Annotated in this window: 17 protein-coding genes and 1 pseudogene; 12 read left to right on the top strand and 6 right to left on the bottom strand. The window is 64.1% G+C overall.

The window, feature by feature from the left end:
• Positions 1-18: 18 nt before the first annotated feature.
• The 12 genes from AC1RCO_RS22120 (at position 19) to AC1RCO_RS22065 (ending at position 15,966) form a co-directional block, all read left to right on the top strand.
• Positions 19-1,542, top strand: coding sequence for an HAL/PAL/TAL family ammonia-lyase (locus AC1RCO_RS22120; RefSeq protein WP_492618043.1), 1,524 nt, complete (start codon positions 19-21; stop codon positions 1,540-1,542).
• Between the two features lie 117 nt (positions 1,543-1,659).
• Positions 1,660-3,198: a histidine ammonia-lyase gene (gene hutH / locus AC1RCO_RS22115; RefSeq protein ID WP_019095429.1), complete on the top strand. Its 1,539-nt coding sequence runs from the start codon at positions 1,660-1,662 to the stop codon at positions 3,196-3,198.
• A gap of 156 nt (positions 3,199-3,354) precedes the next feature.
• Positions 3,355-4,767 carry an amino acid permease gene (locus tag AC1RCO_RS22110; RefSeq protein ID WP_015633849.1) on the top strand — a complete coding sequence of 471 codons (1,413 nt, stop codon included), beginning with the start codon at positions 3,355-3,357 and terminating at the stop codon, positions 4,765-4,767.
• A 10-nt stretch (positions 4,768-4,777) separates the two neighbouring features.
• The gene (gene hutI / locus AC1RCO_RS22105) at positions 4,778-5,983 is read left to right on the top strand and encodes an imidazolonepropionase (protein WP_065364832.1); all 1,206 of its coding nucleotides are present in this window, start codon (positions 4,778-4,780) and stop codon (positions 5,981-5,983) included.
• 10 nt (positions 5,984-5,993) lie between these two features.
• On the top strand, positions 5,994-6,794 hold the full coding sequence (hutG, locus tag AC1RCO_RS22100; RefSeq protein ID WP_492618042.1) for an N-formylglutamate deformylase: 801 nt from the start codon (positions 5,994-5,996) through the stop codon (positions 6,792-6,794).
• A 202-nt stretch (positions 6,795-6,996) separates the two neighbouring features.
• Positions 6,997-7,968, top strand: a complete 972-nt coding sequence (pip, locus tag AC1RCO_RS22095) for a prolyl aminopeptidase (RefSeq protein WP_011058786.1) — start codon at positions 6,997-6,999, stop codon at positions 7,966-7,968.
• Positions 7,965-8,402, top strand: coding sequence for a D-aminoacyl-tRNA deacylase (gene dtd, locus AC1RCO_RS22090; protein WP_011058787.1), 438 nt, complete (start codon positions 7,965-7,967; stop codon positions 8,400-8,402). Before pip ends, dtd begins: the two co-directional genes overlap by 4 nt.
• A gap of 276 nt (positions 8,403-8,678) precedes the next feature.
• On the top strand, positions 8,679-10,511 hold the full coding sequence (locus tag AC1RCO_RS22085) for a glucan biosynthesis protein G (RefSeq protein ID WP_011058788.1): 1,833 nt from the start codon (positions 8,679-8,681) through the stop codon (positions 10,509-10,511).
• A complete protein-coding gene (mdoH, locus tag AC1RCO_RS22080) occupies positions 10,504-13,074 on the top strand; it encodes a glucans biosynthesis glucosyltransferase MdoH (protein ID WP_011058789.1) in 2,571 nt (856 codons plus the stop codon). Before AC1RCO_RS22085 ends, mdoH begins: the two co-directional genes overlap by 8 nt.
• Positions 13,075-13,333: 259 nt before the next feature.
• Entirely contained in the window at positions 13,334-14,131 is a 798-nt protein-coding gene (locus AC1RCO_RS22075) for a transporter substrate-binding domain-containing protein (protein ID WP_019095754.1), read from the top strand.
• Between the two features lie 145 nt (positions 14,132-14,276).
• On the top strand, positions 14,277-15,239 hold the full coding sequence (locus AC1RCO_RS22070) for an amino acid ABC transporter permease (RefSeq protein WP_011058791.1): 963 nt from the start codon (positions 14,277-14,279) through the stop codon (positions 15,237-15,239).
• The gene (locus AC1RCO_RS22065; protein ID WP_011058792.1) at positions 15,232-15,966 is read left to right on the top strand and encodes an amino acid ABC transporter ATP-binding protein; all 735 of its coding nucleotides are present in this window, start codon (positions 15,232-15,234) and stop codon (positions 15,964-15,966) included. The genes AC1RCO_RS22070 and AC1RCO_RS22065 overlap by 8 nt, the downstream gene beginning before the upstream one ends.
• A gap of 49 nt (positions 15,967-16,015) precedes the next feature.
• Here the strand turns inward: AC1RCO_RS22065 and AC1RCO_RS22060 are convergent, their stop codons facing one another.
• The 6 genes and pseudogenes from AC1RCO_RS22060 to AC1RCO_RS22035 all read right to left on the bottom strand — a co-directional run bounded on the left by AC1RCO_RS22060 (position 16,016) and on the right by AC1RCO_RS22035 (position 20,315).
• Positions 16,016-16,729: a methyl-accepting chemotaxis protein gene (locus AC1RCO_RS22060; RefSeq protein WP_425335757.1), complete on the bottom strand. Its 714-nt coding sequence runs from the start codon at positions 16,727-16,729 to the stop codon at positions 16,016-16,018.
• Positions 16,730-16,870: 141 nt separating this feature from the next.
• Positions 16,871-17,932: pseudogene (locus tag AC1RCO_RS22055) on the bottom strand (methyl-accepting chemotaxis protein); the annotation flags it as partial.
• Positions 17,933-18,069: 137 nt separating this feature from the next.
• The gene (locus tag AC1RCO_RS22050) at positions 18,070-18,777 is read right to left on the bottom strand and encodes a 16S rRNA (uracil(1498)-N(3))-methyltransferase (RefSeq protein ID WP_210457718.1); all 708 of its coding nucleotides are present in this window, start codon (positions 18,775-18,777) and stop codon (positions 18,070-18,072) included.
• Positions 18,774-19,568, bottom strand: a complete 795-nt coding sequence (gene tatC, locus AC1RCO_RS22045) for a twin-arginine translocase subunit TatC (RefSeq protein ID WP_011058795.1) — start codon at positions 19,566-19,568, stop codon at positions 18,774-18,776. The genes AC1RCO_RS22050 and tatC overlap by 4 nt, the downstream gene beginning before the upstream one ends.
• Positions 19,565-20,023 (bottom strand): Sec-independent protein translocase protein TatB, encoded by a 459-nt coding sequence (gene tatB, locus AC1RCO_RS22040; RefSeq protein ID WP_011058796.1) that lies wholly within the window; start codon positions 20,021-20,023, stop codon positions 19,565-19,567. Before tatB ends, tatC begins: the two co-directional genes overlap by 4 nt.
• Before the next feature lie 10 nt (positions 20,024-20,033).
• Entirely contained in the window at positions 20,034-20,315 is a 282-nt protein-coding gene (locus AC1RCO_RS22035; protein ID WP_011058797.1) for a twin-arginine translocase TatA/TatE family subunit, read from the bottom strand.
• Positions 20,316-20,324 lie beyond the last annotated feature (9 nt).

The raw sequence follows: 20,324 nt of genomic DNA, 5'->3' as shown, positions 1-20,324 counted from the left end.
TCCACCACGAGGTTAACGATGTTCCAGGCTGAAAAGATCGTAATCGCCGACGCCCCCCTGGGTTGGCAGGATGTTGTCGCCGTCGCCCGCCACGGTGCTGAGCTCGAACTCTCGGAGCAGGCCTGGGCGCGGATCGACAATGCCCAGGCCATCGTGCGCAAAGTGGTGGACAGCGGCGAGCGCGCCTATGGCATCAGCACCGGCCTTGGGGCCTTGTGCAATGTGTTGCTGGCCGGCGAGCAGCTCAGCCAGCTGTCGCGCAATACCCTGCTCAGCCATGCCTGCGGAGTTGGCCCGGTGCTGGCCGACGAACAGACCCGGGCGATCATCTGTGCGGCCATCATCAACTACAGCCACGGCAAGTCCGGGATCCACCGGCAGGTGGTCCAGGCGCTGCTGGCGCTGCTCAATCGCGGGATCACCCCGCAGGTGCCGTCGCAGGGTTCGGTGGGCTACCTGACCCACATGGCCCATATCGGCGTGGCGCTGCTCGGCGTCGGTCAGGTCAGCTATCGCGGGCACATCGTCAGCGCCGAGCAGGCCCTGGCCGAGGAAGGGCTGCAAGCGGTGCAACTGGGGGCCAAGGATGGTCTGTGCCTGGTCAACGGCACGCCGTGCATGACCGGCCTCGGTTGCCTGGCCCTGGCCGATGCCAGCCGCCTGTTGCAGTGGGCCGACGTGATCGGCGCCATGAGCTTCGAGGCCCTGCGCGGCCAGATCGCCGCCTTTGATGCCGAGATCATCGCCCTCAAGGCGCACCCCGGCATGCAGGTGGTGGGCAGCAACCTGCGGGCCTTGCTCGACCGCAGCGAGGTGATCGCTTCCAGCAAGGGCATCCGTACCCAGGACGCCCTGAGCATCCGCTCGATTCCCCAGGTGCACGGTGCTGCCCGGGATCAACTGGCCCACGCGGCCAGGCAGGTGGAAACCGAGCTCAATGCCGCCACCGACAATCCGTTGCTGCTGGGCACCCCGGACAACTATCGGGTGGTGTCCCAGGCCAACCCCCACGGCCAATCGGTGGCCCTGGCGGCGGACGTGCTGGCGATTGCCATGGCCGAGATCGGCTCCATCGCCGAGCGCCGCCTGGACCGCCTGATCAACCCCCATGTCAGTGGCCTGCCGGCGTTCCTGGTGGCCGAGCCCGGGGTCAACTCCGGGATGATGATCATGCAGTACGTGGCGGCCTCGCTGTGCGCGCAGAACCGCCAGTTGGCACAGCCGGCGGTGCTCGACAACTTCGTCACCTCGGGCCTGCAGGAAGACCACCTGAGCCTGGGCACCAACGCCGCCCTGAAGCTGCTGCAGGTGCTGGAAAACTGCACCCAGATCCTCGCCATCGAGTACCTGCTGGCGGCCCAGGCATTCGAATTTCTCAAGGAGCAGCGCTTCGGCACCGGCACCGGCATTGCCTGGTGCCTGCTGCGCGAGCGGGTTCCGGCCTACGACCAGGACCGCTGGCTGGCCCCGGATATCGCCAGCGTGGCGGCCTTGCTCAAGGACCCGCGATTGCTCAACAAACGCTTTTCCAAGGTGCAATAAAACGGATTTCCCCATCGCCAGCGTGCCAAGGCGCCACCTGCTCAAGCTGCGGGTGGCGACGGACAACGGAAGCTTCCGGAGCGACTGGCTAGTTATTACAAAACTCTCAAAAGGAGCATGAATGTGACTGCGCTAAACCTGATTCCCGGCCAACTGACCCTGGCCCAACTGCGGGCCATCTATCAGCAGCCGCTGACCCTGACCCTGGATGGCAGCGCCTCGGCGCAGATCGACGCCAGCGTCGCCTGTGTCGAGCAGATCCTCGCCGAGAATCGTACTGCCTATGGCATCAACACCGGTTTTGGCCTGCTGGCCTCGACCCGCATTGCCAGCGCCGACCTGGAAAACCTCCAGCGCTCGCTGGTGCTGTCCCACGCCGCCGGTGTTGGCGAGCCTATCAGCGATGACCTGGTACGCCTGATCATGGTGCTCAAGGTCAACAGCCTGAGCCGTGGCTTCTCCGGGATCCGCCGCCAGGTGATCGACGCCTTGATCGCCCTGATCAACGCCGAGGTCTACCCGCACATCCCGCTCAAGGGCTCGGTGGGTGCTTCCGGCGACCTGGCGCCTTTGGCCCACATGTCCCTGGTGCTGCTGGGCGAGGGCAAGGCGCGCTACAAGGGGCAGTGGCTGGAAGCGACAGCGGCCCTGGAAGTGGCCGGCCTCAAGCCGTTGACCCTGGCCGCCAAGGAAGGTCTGGCGCTGCTCAACGGCACCCAGGTTTCCACCGCATACGCCTTGCGTGGTCTGTTCGAAGGCGAAGACCTGTTCGCCGGCGCCCTGGTGTGCGGCGGCCTGACCGTGGAAGCGGTGCTGGGTTCGCGCTCGCCATTCGACCCGCGGATTCACGCCGCTCGTGGTCAGCGCGGGCAGATCGATACCGCTGCGGCCTATCGCGCGTTGCTGGGGGACAGCACCGAGGTATCCGCGTCGCACAAGAACTGCGACAAGGTCCAGGACCCGTATTCCCTGCGTTGCCAGCCACAAGTGATGGGCGCCTGCCTGACCCAGTTGCGCCAGGCTGCCGAAGTGCTGGTGGTGGAAGCCAACGCCGTGTCGGACAACCCGCTGGTGTTCGCCGCCGAAGGTGACGTGATTTCCGGTGGCAACTTCCACGCCGAGCCGGTGGCCATGGCCGCCGACAACATGGCCCTGGCCATCGCCGAGATCGCCTCCCTGAGCGAACGGCGGATCTCGCTGATGATGGACAAGCACATGTCCCAGCTGCCGCCGTTCCTGGTGGCCAATGGCGGGGTCAACTCCGGCTTCATGATCGCCCAGGTCACCGCCGCGGCCCTGGCCAGCGAGAACAAGGCCCTGGCCCACCCGCACTCGGTGGATAGCATCCCTACCTCTGCCAACCAGGAAGACCACGTCTCCATGGCCCCGGCCGCCGGCAAGCGCTTGTGGGAAATGGCCGAGAACACCCGTGGTGTCCTGGCTGTGGAATGGCTGGCGGCCTGCCAGGGGCTGGACCTGCGCGAAGGCCTGAAAACCTCGCCGACCCTGGAAAAGGCCCGTGCCACCTTGCGCGAGAAAGTGGCGTACTACGAGAAGGACCGCTTCTTTGCACCGGACATCAACGCCGCCAGTGAGTTGCTGGCTTCGCGTTGCCTGAACGGGCTGCTGCCAGCCCGGTTGTTGCCGAGCCTGTAATGCACGCCGGGCCGCCAGGCAGCTTCGCGCTCGGCGTGGAGCTGCGGCCCGTGCTGGTTGGCTTTACCTGCAAGACAGGCGCGGAGCGTCTGCTTCCTCCGCCCCGCACCCCTGCGCGGGGCGGACTTGTCCGATAACAATAAAAGGGACGATGACATGCAATCGCAAGACAGTGGACTACGCCGAGGGCTGACAGCCCGCCATATACGCTTCATGGCCTTGGGGTCGGCCATCGGTACAGGATTGTTCTACGGTTCGGCCTCGGCCATCCAGATGGCCGGGCCCGCCGTGTTGCTGGCCTACCTGATCGGTGGCGCGGCGGTTTTCATGGTGATGCGCGCCCTCGGGGAGATGGCCGTGCACAACCCGGTGTCCGGTTCGTTCGGGCATTACGCCAGCCAGTACCTGGGGCCGTTGCCGGGCTTCATCCTGGGGTGGACCTACGCCTTCGAGATGTTGATCGTGTGCCTGGCGGACGTGACTGCCTTTGGCATCTACATGGGCTTCTGGTTTCCCGAAGTGGCGCGCTGGATCTGGGTGCTGGGCATCGTGCTGTTCATCGGCGGCCTGAACCTGTGCAACGTCAAGGTGTTCGGCGAGATGGAGTTCTGGCTGTCGCTGCTCAAGGTCGGGGCGATCGTCGCGATGATCCTGGGGGGCTTGGGCATCATGCTCTTCGGTATCAGCAGCGCCGCGCAGGACCAGGCCACTGGCGCCGCCAACCTCTGGGCCCACGGTGGCTTCATGCCCAATGGCATCAGTGGGGTGATCGCCTCGTTTGCCGTGGTGATGTTTGCCTTTGGCGGCATCGAGATCATCGGGGTCACTGCGGGCGAGGCCCAGGATCCGAAGCGGGTCATTCCCAAGGCGATCAATGCCGTGCCGCTGCGTATCCTGCTGTTCTACGTGCTGACCCTGTTCGTGCTGATGTCGATTTTCCCCTGGCCACAGATCGGTACCCAGGGCAGCCCGTTCGTGCAGATCTTTGACAGCCTGGGCATCAGCTCGGCCGCCACTATCCTCAATATCGTGGTGATTTCGGCGGCGGTATCGGCCATCAACAGCGACATCTTCGGCGCCGGCCGGATGATGTATGGCCTGGCCCGGCAAGGGCAGGCGCCCAAGGGCTTTGCCCAGGTGTCCAAGCACGGGGTGCCGTGGATGACCGTGGTGGTGATGGCCGTGACTCTGTTGATCGGGGTGGTGCTGAACTACCTGATCCCGGAAAACATCTTCCTGCTGATCGCGTCCCTGGCCACGTTCGCCACGGTCTGGGTGTGGCTGATGATTCTCCTGACTCACGTGGCCATGCGCCGTTCGATGACCGCCGAGCAGGTGGCCCAGTTGCAGTTCAAGGTGCCATTCTGGCCTTGGGCCCCGGCGGCGGCCATTGCCTTCATGCTATTCATCTTCGGCGTGCTGGGCTATTTCCCGAAAACCCAGGGAGCGCTGATCGTCGGCGTAGTGTGGATCGCTCTACTGATCGTGGCCTATATGCTGTGGGTCAAGCCCATGGCGGGGCAGGCCCAGGCGATCATGAGCGACGCTCCTTTACCTACTGACCATTAATGGAGGTTGGATGAAAACTCTTTGGCAACACTGCAACGTCGCCAGCATGGCCTCGGGTGTTTACTCGATCATCGAGGATGCGGCCATGGTGACGTCAGGGGCGCACATCGAGTGGATCGGCCGGCGCTCGGAGGCGCCGGCCGGCGACTACGCCCAGGTCAATGACCTGGCTGGAGCCTGGGTAACCCCGGGCTTTATCGATTGCCACACCCACACGGTATTTGGCGGCAACCGCAGTGGTGAGTTCGAGCAGCGTCTGCAAGGGGTGAGCTATGCCGAGATCGCCGCTGCCGGCGGTGGTATCGCCAGTACCGTACGGGCTACTCGGGCCGCCACCGAGGAGGAACTGTTCAGCAGCGCCCGCAAGCGTCTGCTGAGCCTGTTGCGCGATGGCGTGACCAGCGTCGAGATCAAGTCCGGCTACGGCCTGGACCTGGCCAGCGAGCGCAAGATCCTGCGGGTGATCCGTCGCCTGGGCGAAGAGTTGCCGGTCAGCGTGCGCAGCACCTGCCTGGCGGCCCACGCCCTGCCGCCGGAATACGCCGAGCGCAGCGATGCCTACATCGAGCATATCTGCAGCGAGATGCTCCCGGCCCTGGCGGCCGAGGGGCTGGTGGACGCGGTGGATGCCTTCTGTGAATACCTGGCGTTCTCCCCGGAGCAGGTGGAGCGGGTGTTCATTGTCGCGCAACAGCTCGGCCTGCCGGTCAAGCTGCACGCCGAGCAACTGTCGTCGCTGCATGGTTCGAGCCTGGCGGCCCGCTACCATGCGCTGTCTGCCGATCACCTGGAGTTCATGACCGAGGAGGATGCAATAGCCATGGCGGCGTCCGGGACCGTGGCGGTGTTGCTGCCGGGGGCCTTCTATTTCCTCCGGGAAACCCAGCTGCCGCCAATGGAAGCCCTGCGCAAGCACGGGGTGAAGATCGCCGTGGCCAGCGACCTCAATCCCGGTACGTCACCGGCGTTGTCGCTGCGGCTGATGCTGAACATGGCCTGTACCTGTTTCCGTATGACCCCCGAGGAGGCCCTGGCCGGGGTTACCCTGCATGCGGCCCAGGCCCTGGGCATGGAAAAGACCCATGGTTCGCTGGAGGTGGGCAAGGTGGCGGACTTCGTCGCCTGGCAGATCGATCGTCCTGCCGACCTGGCCTACTGGCTGGGCGGCGATCTGGAAAAGCGCGTCGTGCGACACGGCGTTGAAGTGACTGTGTAGGAGAAGGGTTGTGGATAAGGTTCTGAATTTCAAACAAGGCCGGGTGCCGCTGCTGATCAGCATGCCCCACGCCGGTACGCGCCTGACCCCGGCGGTGGCGGCCGGGCTGGTGCCCCAGGCGCAGAGCCTGCCGGACACCGACTGGCACATTCCACGGCTGTACCAGTTCGCCCAGGAGCTGGGGGCCAGTACCCTGGCGGCCGAATATTCGCGTTTTGTCATCGACCTGAACCGCCCGTCCGATGACAAGCCCCTGTACGTGGGGGCCACCACTGGCCTGTACCCGGCCACCCTGTTCGACGGCGAGCCCTTGTTCGTCGAAGGTCAGGCGCCGTCCAGTGAGGAGCGCGAGCAGTACCTGCACGAGGTGTGGGGGCCTTACCACCGCACCCTCCAGGAAGAGCTGGCGCGGCTCAAGGCCGAATTCGGCTATGCCCTGCTGTTCGATGCCCACTCCATCCGCTCGCTGATCCCGCACCTGTTCGAAGGCAAGCTGCCGGACTTCAACCTCGGCACTTTCAATGGCGCCAGCTGCGATCCGCAACTGGCCGGCCGGCTGGAGGCGATCTGCGCCGGCCACGGCGACTACACCCATGTGCTCAACGGGCGCTTCAAGGGCGGGCATATCACCCGCCACTACGGCAACCCGGACGAGCATATCCATGCCGTGCAACTGGAACTGGCACAGAGCGCCTACATGGAAGAGTTCGAACCGTTCCGCTATCGCGAGGACCTGGCAGCACCGACCCAGGTGGTGCTCAAGGAATTGCTCCAGGGGCTGCTGGCCTGGGGGCAGGAACGTTACGCCTGACAGCAAGCGCTCCTACAGCGGGTACACGCCTTTGTGTAGGAGCGCGCTTGCTCGCGAAGCGCCTTCGACCCCCGCGCAAAACCTGCAAACAACCCTGTTTTCTCCAAGGACATGCTCATTGCGTAATTCGGGTTTATGATGCCGGACGGCAGAATAAATGTAGTCCCCGCCAGGGATGAACCCGACCTCCACGGAGCGCGTAATGCAGACTTTGTACCCGCAGATCAAACCCTATGCCCGGCACGATCTGGCCGTCGACGAGCCGCACGTGCTGTATGTCGACGAAAGTGGTTCACCGGAAGGTTTGCCGGTGGTGTTCATTCATGGCGGGCCGGGGGCGGGCTGCGATGGGGCCAGCCGCTGCTACTTCGACCCGAATCTGTATCGCATCGTCACGTTCGACCAGCGCGGTTGCGGGCGTTCCACCCCCCACGCCAGCCTGGAAAACAACACCACCTGGGACCTGGTGGCGGACCTTGAGCGCATTCGCCAGCACCTGGGCATCGACAAGTGGGTGCTGTTTGGCGGCTCCTGGGGTTCGACCCTGGCCCTGGCCTATGCCCAGACCCACCCGGAGCGCGTGCTCGGCCTGATCGTGCGGGGCATCTTCCTTGCCCGGCCCCAGGAGATCCAGTGGTACTACCAGTGTGGCGCCAGCCGCCTGTTCCCCGACTACTGGCAGGACTATGTGGCGCCGATTCCCCTGGAAGAGCGGCATGACCTGGTCAGCGCCTTCCACAAGCGCCTGACCGGCACCGACCAGATCGCCCAGATGCATGCGGCCAAGGCCTGGTCGGGCTGGGAAGGGCGCACCGCGACCCTGCGCCCCAACCCGTTGGTGGTGGACCGTTTCTCCGAGCCGCAGCGGGCGCTGTCGATTGCCCGGATCGAATGCCATTACTTCACCAACAACGCCTTCCTCGAACCTGACCAGCTGATCCGCGACATGGGCAAGATCGCCCATCTGCCCGGGGTCATCGTCCATGGCCGCTACGATGTGATCTGCCCGCTGGACAACGCCTGGGAGCTGCATCAGGCCTGGCCCAACAGCGAGCTGCAGGTGATCCGCGACGCTGGCCACGCCGCCTCCGAGCCGGGCATCACCGATGCTCTGGTACGCGCCACCGACCAGATGGCGCGCCGTCTGCTCGACCTGCCGCCCGAAGAAGCATGAAGGGCCTGTTGCAGCGCGTGCGTGGCGCGCGGGTGGAAGTCGCCGGGGACATAGTCGGCGCGGTGGACCAGGGATTGCTGGTACTGGTGGCGGTGGAGCCCGAGGACACCCGGGCCAGTGCCGACAAACTCCTGCATAAGCTGCTTAACTATCGGGTGTTCAGTGATGCCGAGGGCAAGATGAACCTGTCCCTGGCGGATGTGCAGGGCGGCTTGCTGCTGGTGTCGCAATTCACCCTGGCGGCGGACACCAAGAGCGGGCTGCGCCCGAGCTTTTCCACAGCCGCGCCGCCGGCCCTTGGCGAAGAGCTTTTTGACTACCTGGTAGTGAAGGCGCAACAGTTGCATGGCAAAGTGGCATCAGGGCGTTTTGGCGCGGACATGCAGGTGCACCTGGTCAATGATGGCCCGGTAACCTTCCTGTTACAGACCTGAAAACGCCTGAAACAGCTTTTTCCACCGATTTGGGCCGGAAACTGCTGTTTTTCGCGATAAATACTTTGTTACCCCTGATGCGTTGTAACGCGGGCTACTAGATAATCGCGCGCTACGGGGATCAGCGTTCGTTGGTCCATTTTGACTTAAGTAGAGACTTGTCCACGGCCGTTTGGGGAATCATTTAGCCCCATCGGAGTCGGAACAATGCTCGCCAACCTGGCATATAGATAGCTGGCCGTTGGTTTTTTGATCTGTTTTCGGCGAGGGTTGCTCGTGATTGTTAGTCCCTGTAATGCACCAAACTTGTTTGCCAAACGGTTACGAAACGCACTGGTGACGGGCTCTGCGCTGGTCTGCCTGCTCGGCGCCGGTCAACTCATGGCATTCAATCTGGATGATGTATCGGTCAAGGCCAAGGACCTGGCCGGGCAGAAGTACGAGGCCCCGCGCAGTAACCTGCCGAACGAGTTCCGTGAGATGAAGTTCGCGGATTACCAAAAAATCCGCTTCCTCACCGAAAAAGCCGAATGGGCCGACCAGAAGACCCCGTTCAAGCTGTCGTTCTACCACCAGGGCATGCACTTCGACACGCCGGTGAAGATCAACGAGATCAGCGCCAACACCGTTACCGAGATCAAGTACGACCCGAACCGTTTCGATTTCGGCGACGTGAAGTTCGATCCCAAGGCCACCGAGAAGCTCGGCTACGCCGGTTTCCGCGTTCTGTACCCGATCAACAAGGCTGACAAGCAAGACGAGATCATGACCATGCTCGGCGCGAGCTATTTCCGCGTCGTTGGCAAGGGCCATACCTATGGCCTGTCCGCCCGGGGCCTGGCAATCGACACCGCCCTGCCATCCGGCGAGGAATTCCCGCGTTTCAGCGAGTTCTGGATCCAGCAGCCCAAGGCTACCGACAAGCACCTGGTGATCTACGCCCTGCTGGATTCGCCACGGGCCACCGGCGCCTATCGCCTGACCCTGCGGCCGGGCGCCGACACCATTGTCGACGTCAAGGCCCGGGTGTTCCTGCGTGACAAGGTCGGCAAGCTGGGCCTGGCCCCGCTGACCAGCATGTACCTGTTCGGCGCCAACCAGCCGTCGAAGGTCCTCAACTACCGTCGCGAACTGCATGACTCCAGCGGCCTGTCGATCCACGCCGGCAATGGCGAATGGATCTGGCGCCCGCTGAACAACCCGAAACATCTGGCCGTGAGCAACTTCTCGGTGGAGAACCCGCGTGGTTTCGGCCTGCTCCAGCGTGGCCGCGACTTCAGCCACTATGAAGACCTCGACGACCGCTACGACAAGCGCCCAAGCGCCTGGATCGAGCCCAAGGGCGACTGGGGCAAGGGCACCGTCGACCTGGTAGAGATCCCGACCGCGGACGAAACCAACGACAACATCGTGGCGTTCTGGAACCCGGAAAAGCAGCCTGAGCCAGGCCAGCCGCTGGATTTCGCCTATCGCCTGCACTGGACCATCGACGAAGCCGCCCTGCATTCCCCTGACAGCGCCTGGGTACAGCAGACCCTGCGCTCCACCGGTGACGTCAAGCAGTCCAACCTGATCCGTCAGCCCGACGGCAGCGTGGCCTACCTGGTGGACTTCGAAGGCCCGTCCCTGGCGGCATTGCCGGAAAACGCCGACGTTCGCAGCCAGGTCAGCGTGGGTGACAACGCCGAGCTGGTGGAAAACAGCGTTCGCTACAACCCGGAAACCAAGGGCTGGCGCCTGACCCTGCGGATGAAGATCAAGGACGCGAGCAAGTCCACCGAGATGCGTGCCGCTCTGGTCCGCGACATTGCGCAGCCCGAGCCGGCCAAGGCCTCGACGCCGAACTCCAACTCCTCCATCGCCAAGGCCGACAAGATCGCCGCCAAGCAGCAGGAGAAGAAAGAGAAGGAAGCCGCAGCGGCAGCCGCCAAGCAGGCGCAAGCCCAGCCGGGCAAAGAGGCTAAAGACGCCAAGAACGCCAAGGACAAGGACCACAAAGACGCCAAGCAGCCTGCTGCTGCGGACGCGGCCCCAGCCACACCGGAACCGGTTAAAACGGAGCAAGTCCTGACCGAGACCTGGAGCTATCAGTTGCCTGCCGATGAGTAACTCTCAACTACAGCCAGAGTCTCTTGCCGAGTACCTGGCGCATTTGCCGATGTCGGACCAGCAGCGCGCGGAACTCGCGGGCTGCCAGTCCTTCAGCGAATTGCACCAACGCCTGTCGTCCAGCACCTTCGATGGCCCCACCGATGCCGCCCAGGCCTCGGTGGGCCAGCGCCTGACCCTGAGCACCGCCGCTGAGCTGGAAGAAGCGGAAATGCTCGCGGTGGACGCCGAGGGCCGGGTCTGCCTCAAGGCCACGCCACCGATCCGCCGCACCAAGGTGGTCCCGGAGCCGTGGCGCACCAATATTCTGGTGCGCGGCTGGCGGCGCCTGACCGGGCGTACCAACCCGCCAGCGCCGAAGAAGGACGAACGGGTACTGCCGGCCGCTCGCTGGCGTACCGTCGGTTCTATCCGCCGCTACATCCTGCTGGTGCTGATGCTCGGCCAGACCATCGTCGCCGGCTGGTACATGAAAGGCATCATGCCGTACCAGGGCTGGTCCTTCGTCGACCTGGAAGAGGTCATGCACCAGCCGCTGATGCAGACCGCCCAGCAAGTGCTGCCCTATGCCCTGCAGACCAGCATCCTGATTCTGTTCGGGATCCTGTTCTGCTGGGTCTCGGCAGGTTTCTGGACCGCGCTGATGGGCTTCCTGGAACTGCTGACCGGCCACGACAAGTACCGCATCTCTGGGGCCAGCGCCGGCAACGAGCCGATTCCCAAGGATGCGCGCACCGCACTGGTAATGCCGATCTGCAATGAAGACGTGCCCCGGGTGTTTGCCGGCCTGCGCGCGACCTTCGAGTCGGTGGCGGCCACCGGTGACCTGGACCGCTTCGACTTCTTCGTCCTCAGCGACAGCAACGACAGCGATATCTGCGTGGCCGAGCAGCAGGCCTGGCTGGATGTCTGCCGCGAAGCCAAGGGCTTCGGCAAGATCTTCTATCGCCGCCGTCGCCGCCGAGTGAAGCGCAAGAGCGGCAACCTCGACGACTTCTGCCGTCGCTGGGGCGGTGACTACAAGTACATGGTCGTGCTCGACGCTGACAGCGTGATGAGCGGCGAATGCCTGACCAGCCTGGTACGCCTGATGGAAGCCACGCCGGACGCGGGGATCATCCAGACCGCGCCACGGGCCTCGGGCATGGACACCCTGTATGCGCGCATGCAGCAGTTCGCCACCCGGGTCTACGGCCCGCTGTTCACCGCCGGCCTGCACTTCTGGCAGTTGGGGGAATCCCACTACTGGGGGCACAACGCGATCATCCGCATGCAGCCGTTCATCGAGCACTGTGCCCTGGCGCCGTTGCCGGGCAAGGGTGCCTTCGCCGGTGCGATTCTCTCCCACGACTTCGTCGAAGCCGCGCTGATGCGCCGTGCCGGCTGGGGCGTGTGGATTGCCTACGACCTGCCGGGCAGCTACGAAGAGCTGCCGCCGAACCTGCTGGACGAACTCAAGCGTGACCGGCGCTGGTGCCACGGCAACCTGATGAACTTCCGCCTGTTCCTGGTCAAGGGCATGCACCCGGTGCACCGCGCGGTGTTCCTCACCGGGGTGATGTCCTACCTGTCGGCGCCGCTGTGGTTCTTCTTCCTGGTGCTGTCCACGGCCCTGCTGGCGGTCAACACCCTGATGGAGCCGCAGTACTTCCTCGAGCCGCGGCAGCTGTATCCGCTGTGGCCGCAGTGGCATCCGGACAAGGCCATCGCGCTGTTCTCCACCACCATCGTGCTGCTGTTCCTGCCCAAGCTCTTGAGCATCATCCTGATCTGGGCCAAGGGTGCGAAAGAGTTCGGTGGCAAGTTCAAGGTGACCCTGTCGATGCTCCTGGAGATGCTGTTCTCCATGTTGCTGGCGCCGGTGCGGATGATTTTCCACACCCGTTTCGTACTGGCCGCATTCCTGGGCTGGGCCGCGACCTGGAACTCGCCACAGCGTGACGACGACTCCACGCCGTGGAGCGAAGCGGTCAAGCGCCACGGTCCGCAGACCCTGCTGGGCTTCTGCTGGGCGCTGCTGGTGATCTGGTTGAATCCGAGCTTCCTCTGGTGGCTGGTACCGATCGTCGGTTCGTTGATGCTGTCGATCCCGGTGTCGGTGATCTCCAGTCGTGTGGGCCTGGGCCTGAAGTCCCGTGACGAAAGCCTGTTCCTGATCCCCGAGGAATACGCTCCGCCACAGGCGCTGCTGGCAACCGACCAGTACACCCATGAAAACCGCTGGCATGCGCTCAACGACGGCTTTGTCCGGGCCGTGGTGGATCCGCAGCAGAACGCCCTGGCCTGTGCCCTGGCGACCTCGCGCCACACCCAGGCCGAGCCCATCGAGTGGCTGCGCCAGGAGCGTGTACGGCATGCCCTGAAAGTCGGCCCGGCGGCCCTGAACAACAGCGAGCGGCTGGCGCTGTTGAGCGACCCGGTAGCCCTGGGACGCCTGCACGAGCAGGTCTGGAGCGAGGGGCACAGCGAATGGCTGAGCGCCTGGCGCCAGTCGGTGGATGCCGATCCCCATGCACCGCTGCTGCCGTTGCAGCCGCTGAACGCGGCGCCGCAACCGGCCTGAAGCCAACGCCCTTGAGCTCTTGCTCAAGGGCGTTTTGCTTTATGGCGCCAATGGCCGCCTACGCCTTGCCGGAGGCTGTGGCAGCGGCCACCGGTCGCTCCCCCTGAAACAACAAAAATCCTTGTGCAAATGGCCGAGTGCGTTAGCATCGCACCCGCAAATTTCTGCGCGCAATCGACAACGGCCTGCCATTCGAAGCACTCAAGCAGATGACCGCCGTGCGCAGACACCACAATAAAATGGCTTCAGGGGACTTGAGATGAAGAAGTATCTTTCGCTGCTGCTGGCGGGTGCCGCAGCCCTGCTGGCGGTCAACACGGCCCAGGCCGGCGCTATCGACGACGCGGTCAAGCGCGGCACGCTGAAAGTCGGCATGGACCCGACCTACATGCCGTTCGAGATGACCAACAAGCGTGGCGAAATCATCGGTTTCGAAGTCGACCTGCTCAAGGCCATGGCCAAGTCCATGGGGGTCAAGCTGGAGATGGTTTCCACTGGCTACGACGGCATCATCCCGGCCCTGCTGACCGACAAGTTCGACATGATCGGCAGCGGCATGACCCTGACCCAGGAACGCAACCTGCGCCTGAATTTCAGCGAACCCTTCATCGTGGTGGGCCAGACCCTGCTGATTCGCAAGGACCTGGAAGGCACCATCAAGTCCTACAAGGACCTGAACAGCGCCGACTACCGCATCACCTCCAAGCTGGGCACCACCGGTGAGATGGTCGCCAAGAAGCTGATCGCCAAGGCCAAGTACCACGGCTACGACAACGAGCAGGAAGCGGTGCTGGACGTGGTCAACGGCAAGGCCGACGCCTTCATCTACGACGCCCCGTACAACGTGGTGGCCGTCAACAAAGTGGGCAATGGCAAGCTGGTATTCCTCGACAAGCCGTTCACCTACGAGCCCCTGGCCTTCGGTTTGAAGAAGGGCGATTACGACAGCATCAACTTCATCAACAACTTCCTGCACCAGATCCACGAAGACGGCACCTACGATCGCATCCATGACAAGTGGTTCAAGAGCACCGAGTGGCTCAAGGACATGGAATAGGTGTCAGGCAACTGACTTGTGGTTGATCGCGAGCAAGCTCGCTCCTACAGGGCGCATAGCGTTTTTGTAGGAGCGAGCCTGCTCGCGACGATGCCCCCCCGGGCTCTGCCGAACCTCCCCGCTTCAAATCGCTGGAACCTGCAAAGTGAACAAACACAAGAAAGCCCAATGGCCCTGGCACGTGCTGACCGTGCTGGTGCTGATCGGTCTGGCTGGCGCGCTGTACTACGCCACCTCGTTGATGTCCTACGAGTGGCGCTGGAACCGTGTCCCCCAGTACTTCGCCTATCAGGCCGAAGAGTCCCAGAGGGCGGCGGAAATCTCCACCGTCGCCGAGGTGGTGCGCCAGGGCGGCAAGGCACAAGTCACGCTGCGCGGTGACTCGGGTGCCGAGCAGCATCTGAGCGTCGATGAAAGCAGCTTGCAGGTGGCTAGCGGCGATGACGTGGCCGAAGGCGATGTCATCGGCGTGACCCGGCACTGGGCCGCGGGCCCGCTGTTGTGGGGCCTGTGGACCACCTTGTGGCTGTCGGTGGTGTCCGGCGTGCTGGGGCTGCTGATCGGCCTGGGTACCGGCCTGTGCCGGTTGTCCAGCAACCCGACCCTGCGCGACCTGTCGACGATCTATGTCGAACTGGTGCGGGGCACGCCGCTGCTGGTGCAGATCTTCATCTTCTATTTCTTTATTGGCACGGTGCTCAATCTGTCCCGGGAGTTCGCCGGGATCGCCGCGTTGTCGCTGTTTACCGGGGCCTATGTGGCGGAAATCGTTCGCGCAGGGGTGCAGTCCATCGCCCGCGGGCAGAACGAAGCCGCTCGCTCCCTGGGGCTCAGCGCCGGCCAGTCGATGCGCCATGTGGTGCTGCCCCAAGCCTTCAAGCGGGTGCTGCCGCCGCTGGCCGGGCAGTTCATCAGCCTGGTCAAGGACACCTCCCTGGTGTCGGTGATCGCCATTACCGAACTGCTCAAGAGCGGCCGGGAAGTCATCACCACGTCGTTCTCGCCATTCGAGATCCTGTTCTGCGTGGCAGGCCTGTATTTGTTGATCAACCTGCCGCTGTCGAAGATGGCCAGCCGGCTTGAGCGGAGGCTCGCGCAAAGTGATTGAAGTCCGCGATCTGGTAAAAGTCTTCGACACCCGCGGCCAGGTGGTGCGCGCGGTGGATAACGTCACCACCCAGGTGGCCAAGGGCGAGGTGCTGGTGGTGATCGGCCCGTCCGGCTCCGGCAAGTCGACCTTCCTGCGTTGCCTCAATGGCCTTGAAGAGTTCGATTCCGGCTCGGTGAGCATCGACGGTCTGCAACTGGCCGACCCGAGGACCGATGTGAACGCCTACCGCCGGGAAGTCGGCATGGTGTTCCAGCACTTCAACCTGTTCCCGCACATGACCGTGCTGGAAAACCTCTGCCTGGCGCAGAAGGTGGTACGCAAGCGCGGCAAGCAGGAGCGCGAGGCCAAGGCCCTGGCGTTGCTGGAAAAGGTCGGGATCGCCCAGAAGGCCCACGAGTTTCCTTCGCGGCTTTCCGGAGGCCAGCAGCAGCGTGTGGCCATCGCCCGGGCCCTGGCCATGGAACCCAAGGTGATGCTGTTCGACGAGCCGACCTCGGCCCTGGACCCGGAAATGGTCGGCGAGGTGCTGGATGTGATGAAGACCCTGGCCCTGGAAGGCATGACCATGGTCTGCGTGACCCACGAGATGGGCTTTGCCCGGGAAGTGGCGGATCGGGTGCTGTTCTTCGATCACGGCAAACTGCTGGAAGACGCGGCGCCGCAGGTGTTCTTCGACGCGCCGCAAGACCCGCGGGCCCAGGCTTTCCTGCGCCAGGTGCTGTAAGGCCGGCTCCTGCATTTCCCGGTAGGAGCCGGCTTGCCGGCGAAGCGGCTCAGACCCGGAAACGCCCCACCAGGGTTTGCAGGTGAATCCCCAGCCGCGCCAGCTCGGCGCTGGACGCGGCGGTTTCCTCGCTGGCCGATGACGTCTGTTCAGACACATCCCGCACATTCAACACGCTGCGGTTGATCTCTTCCGCCACCGCGCTCTGCTGCTCTGCTGCCGCGGCGATCTGCTGGTTCATCGCCTGGATCGCCGACACGGTACGGGTGATGTTTTCCAGGGAACCACCAGCCCGGCGTGTCAGCTCGACACTGCTGTCGGTCAGGCTGCGGCTGGTATCCAGGGTGCTGGCCACCTGCTGGGTGCCGCTTTGCAGGCCAACGATGAGTTCAGCGATTTCTTCGGTGGATTGCTGGGTACGTTGCGCCAGGCTGCGGACTTCATCCGCCACCACGGCAAAACCCCGCCCGGCTTCACCGGCCCGGGCGGCCTCGATGGCGGCGTTCAGGGCCAGCAGGTTGGTCTGCTGGGCCACCGACTTGATCACATCCAGGACGCTGCCGATCTTGTCGCTTTCCTGCTTGAGATGGCCCATGGCCTCGGTGGAATGGCCCACCTCGCTGGCCAGGCGCTCGATCTGGGCGATGGCTTCGTTCACCACCCGGTCACCCTCGCGGGCCTGCTGGTCGGCCGCCACAGCGGCCTCGGAGGCCTCCTCGGCGTTGCGCGCCACTTCCTGCACGGTGGCGGCCATTTCGTTCATGGCCGTGGCCACCTGGTCGGTCTCGACTTTCTGGCTGTTGACCCCGGCGCTGGTCTGCTCGGTCACCGCGGACAGTTGCTCGGCGGCGCTGGCGATCTGGGTCACGCCGTCGCTGATGCCGCCGATCAGTTCCCGCAGGCTCACCGTCATGCGCTGCATGGCTTTCTGCAGTTGGCCCAGTTCGTCGCGGCGCTCTACGGCGAGGTTCTGGCTCAGGTCCCCGGAAGCCACGCGCTCGGCGGCCTTGAGGGTCTGCTGCAGCGGCTGGGTGATCTGCCGGGTGATGGCCCAGGCGGCGATCAGGCCGAACAGCATGGCCAGCAAGGTGGCAATCAGCAGGGTGCTCTTGGCCTGCGCGGCGTCGCTGTCACGCTTGGTGGTCTGGGCCACGGTCAGCTGCTTGCTCAGGTCCATCAGCCGGTCGCCCTGGGCGGCCATGCGCTTGAGCGCAGCCGCGCTGGCTTCTTCGGCGTCGCTGTAGGCGCTGACGGCCATCCGGTAGGCCTTCAGCGAGTCGCTGGCCTGTTGCAGGTTGGCAACGTGCTGCTCGGGCAGGCGCGAAGGCAGGCTGGTGAGGTTGTTCAGGGCGTTGTCGATGGCGTCCAGCGCCGGCTGCTTGGCCTCGGGCTTGGCGCTGTAGGTGTAGCCGCGTACCTGGAAGCGTGCCTGCTGGATCAGCTTGGACAGGTCGATCACGCTATTGAACTGCGCCACGCTGTCGCCTTGCAGCAGTGAGTTCTCAACCTCCGCGACCCGGGCCACGGCATTGTCCGCGGTGGCGCCAAGCTGGGACCTCGCGGCCTCGCGGTTGGCGGTGGCGCGAGTCATGTCGGCAAAGGCTTTCTGGTATTCGGCCACGGCGTCCAGTTGCTGGTCGACCATGGTGATGCTTTCCGGTTGCTGCAGCTGCGCGCGAGCGTCCTGCAGGCCGTCGTTGAGTTGCTTGAGGAAGTCGTTGACCGCTGCCGGGCCGTGTTCACCGCGGCTCATCTCGTAGTTGAGGCGGGCGATGCGCAGGTCCTTGGTCAGGGCGTAGATAACGGAAATATTGCCCAGTTTGTCGCCCCGGTCGATCACCCGGCCCAGGCCGGTCCAGCCGGTGGCGGTGATCAGCAGGGTCAGGAGCAGTACCAGGCCGAAGCCGATACCCAGCTTGAGGCTGACGCTTACGTTTCCCAGGTTTCTGGCTAGCCAACGGTACATTCTGCGAACTCCCTTTTAGCAATGTGCGCTTAACCATAGGCTATCGGCGGGAGTGGGGGATTCTGTAGCTTGAATGGCTAGTTGCCATTACGACCGTGAGGTCCGGCTGGCCACTTGGCCAGCACGCACATGGGGGCTCAGAACAGGCGCGAAAGCAGGGCGGTGACCGCGGTTTCGACCCGCAGGATGCGTTCGCCCAGTTGCACCGGTTGCAGGCCGGCCTTGCCCAGAAGATCGATCTCGTAGGGAATCCAGCCGCCTTCCGGGCCAATGGCCAGGGTGACGGCCTGGTCCAGCCCGCGAGGGCAGGGCGGATATGGGCCAGGGTGGCCCACCAGCCCCAGGGTGCCAGCGCTGAGGGCCGGCAGGCGGTCTTCGACGAAGGGCTTGAAGCGTTTTTCGATCAGGACGTCGGGCAGCACGGTGTCACGGGCCTGTTCCAGGCCGAGCACCAGGTGTTCGCGAATCGTTTCGGGCTCCAGGAACGGGGTCTGCCAGAAGCTCTTTTCTACCCGGTAGCTGTTCACCAGCACCAGCCGCGGCACGCCCATGGTCGCTATGGTCTGGAACACCCGGCGAAGCATTTTCGGGCGCGGCAGGGCCAGCACCAGGGTCAACGGCAGCTTGGCCGGTGGCGGCTGATCGAGGCTCACTTGCAGTTCGGCTTCAGCAGGCTCCAGGCGCAGTACCTGGGCACTGCCCATCAAGCCGCCAATGCGCCCGACCCGCAGGCTGTCGCCGACCGCCACCCGATGCACGTCCTGCATGTGGGTCAGGCGTCGGTCGCGCAGCACTACCCGGTCGGCCGCAATGAAATCGGCCTCTTCCAGAAGCAGCAGGTTCACGCTTGGGTCGCTGGCGGCTGGTCGTTGTGGTCGTCGGCCGGTTCATCGTCCGGGTGCTCGCCACGTTTGCTGATCAGCCCGCCGAACAGCACGCCGATCTCGAACAGCAGCCACATGGGCACGGCCAGCAGGGTCTGGGAGAAAATGTCCGGCGGGGTGAGGATCATGCCTACCACGAAGCAGCCGATGATCACGTAAGGGCGGATCTTGCGCAGGTACGCCACGTTGACCACGCCTATCCACACCAGCAGGACCACGGCCACCGGGATCTCGAAGGCCACGCCGAAGGCGAAGAACAGGGTCATGACGAAATCGAGGTAGCTGGTGATATCGGTCATCATCTCCACGCCGGCCGGGGTGGCGGCGGCGAAGAACTTGAAGATCAGCGGGAACACCAGGAAGTAGGCGAACGCCATGCCGATGTAGAACAGCAGGATGCTCGACACCAGCAAGGGCACGGCAATGCGCTTTTCATGCTTGTACAGGCCGGGTGCGATAAAGCCCCAGATCTGGTGCAGGATCACCGGGATCGCCAGGAACAGCGAGACCATCATGGTCAGCTTCAGCGGCGTGAGGAACGGCGAGGCGACGTCGGTGGCGATCATCGTCGCGCCGACCGGCAGGTACTGGCGCAGCGGCGTGGAGACGATGGTGTAGATCTGCTGGGTGAAGGCGAACAGCCCGGCGAAGATGATGAAGATCGCCGCTACGCAGCGCAGCAGGCGGGTGCGCAGCTCGGTGAGGTGCGACACCAGCGGCATGTGTTGGTCGTTCTCTGGGATATCGCTCATGGTGCTCGCGGCGGCAAGGTGGAGTCGTGGGGGGCCGTGGTGGCGGGTGTTGCCACTGGGGCTGCGGGCTCTGCGGTCGGTGCCGGTGCTGGTGTCGATGGCAGGGGCGCGGGCACTTCGCTGGCTGGCGGCGCTTCGGCGACCGTAGCGGCGCCTGGCGCGTGAATCGTCTGCTCGGCCACAGGCTCTACCGGAGTCGGTTGCTGCTGGGTCGGGGCGAGGATTTTCCGCGCTTCCTGCTCCAGGGACAGAATGTGCTCGTTGTGCAGTTGCCGGCGGATCTCGTCGGCACCGATTTCACGTTCAACTTCCTGTTTTATCGCGTTGAAGCTGCGCTTGAGGCGCCCGACCCACAGGCCGGCGGTGCGCGCAGCGCCGGGCAGGCGCTCGGGGCCGAGCACCAGCAGGGCCACCAGGCCCACCAGCAGCAGTTCAGAGAAGCTGATACCAAACATTAGTCAGTGCTCACGAGTCTTTGCGGGTCGGCTCTTCGACTTTCTGCGCCTGCACGTCGATGGTGTGCGGCTGGTTCAACGGCGCGCTCTGCTGCGGCTGAACCGGTGGCACAGGCTGCGCTGCTGGCGGGACCACGGGTTCGGCAGGCTTTTCGTCGTCATTCATGGCCTTGCGAAAGCCCTTGATCGATTCGCCGACGTCGGTGCCCAGGTTCTTGAGCTTCTTGGTGCCGAATACCAGTACCACGACCACCAGGATGACGATCCAGTGTTTCCAGTCAAAAATGCCCATGCTGCGTTT

It is taken from the genome of Pseudomonas sp. GW823-FHT03E05, from assembly GCF_058796855.1.
This window is presented reverse-complemented; position numbering and strand designations above follow the sequence as displayed.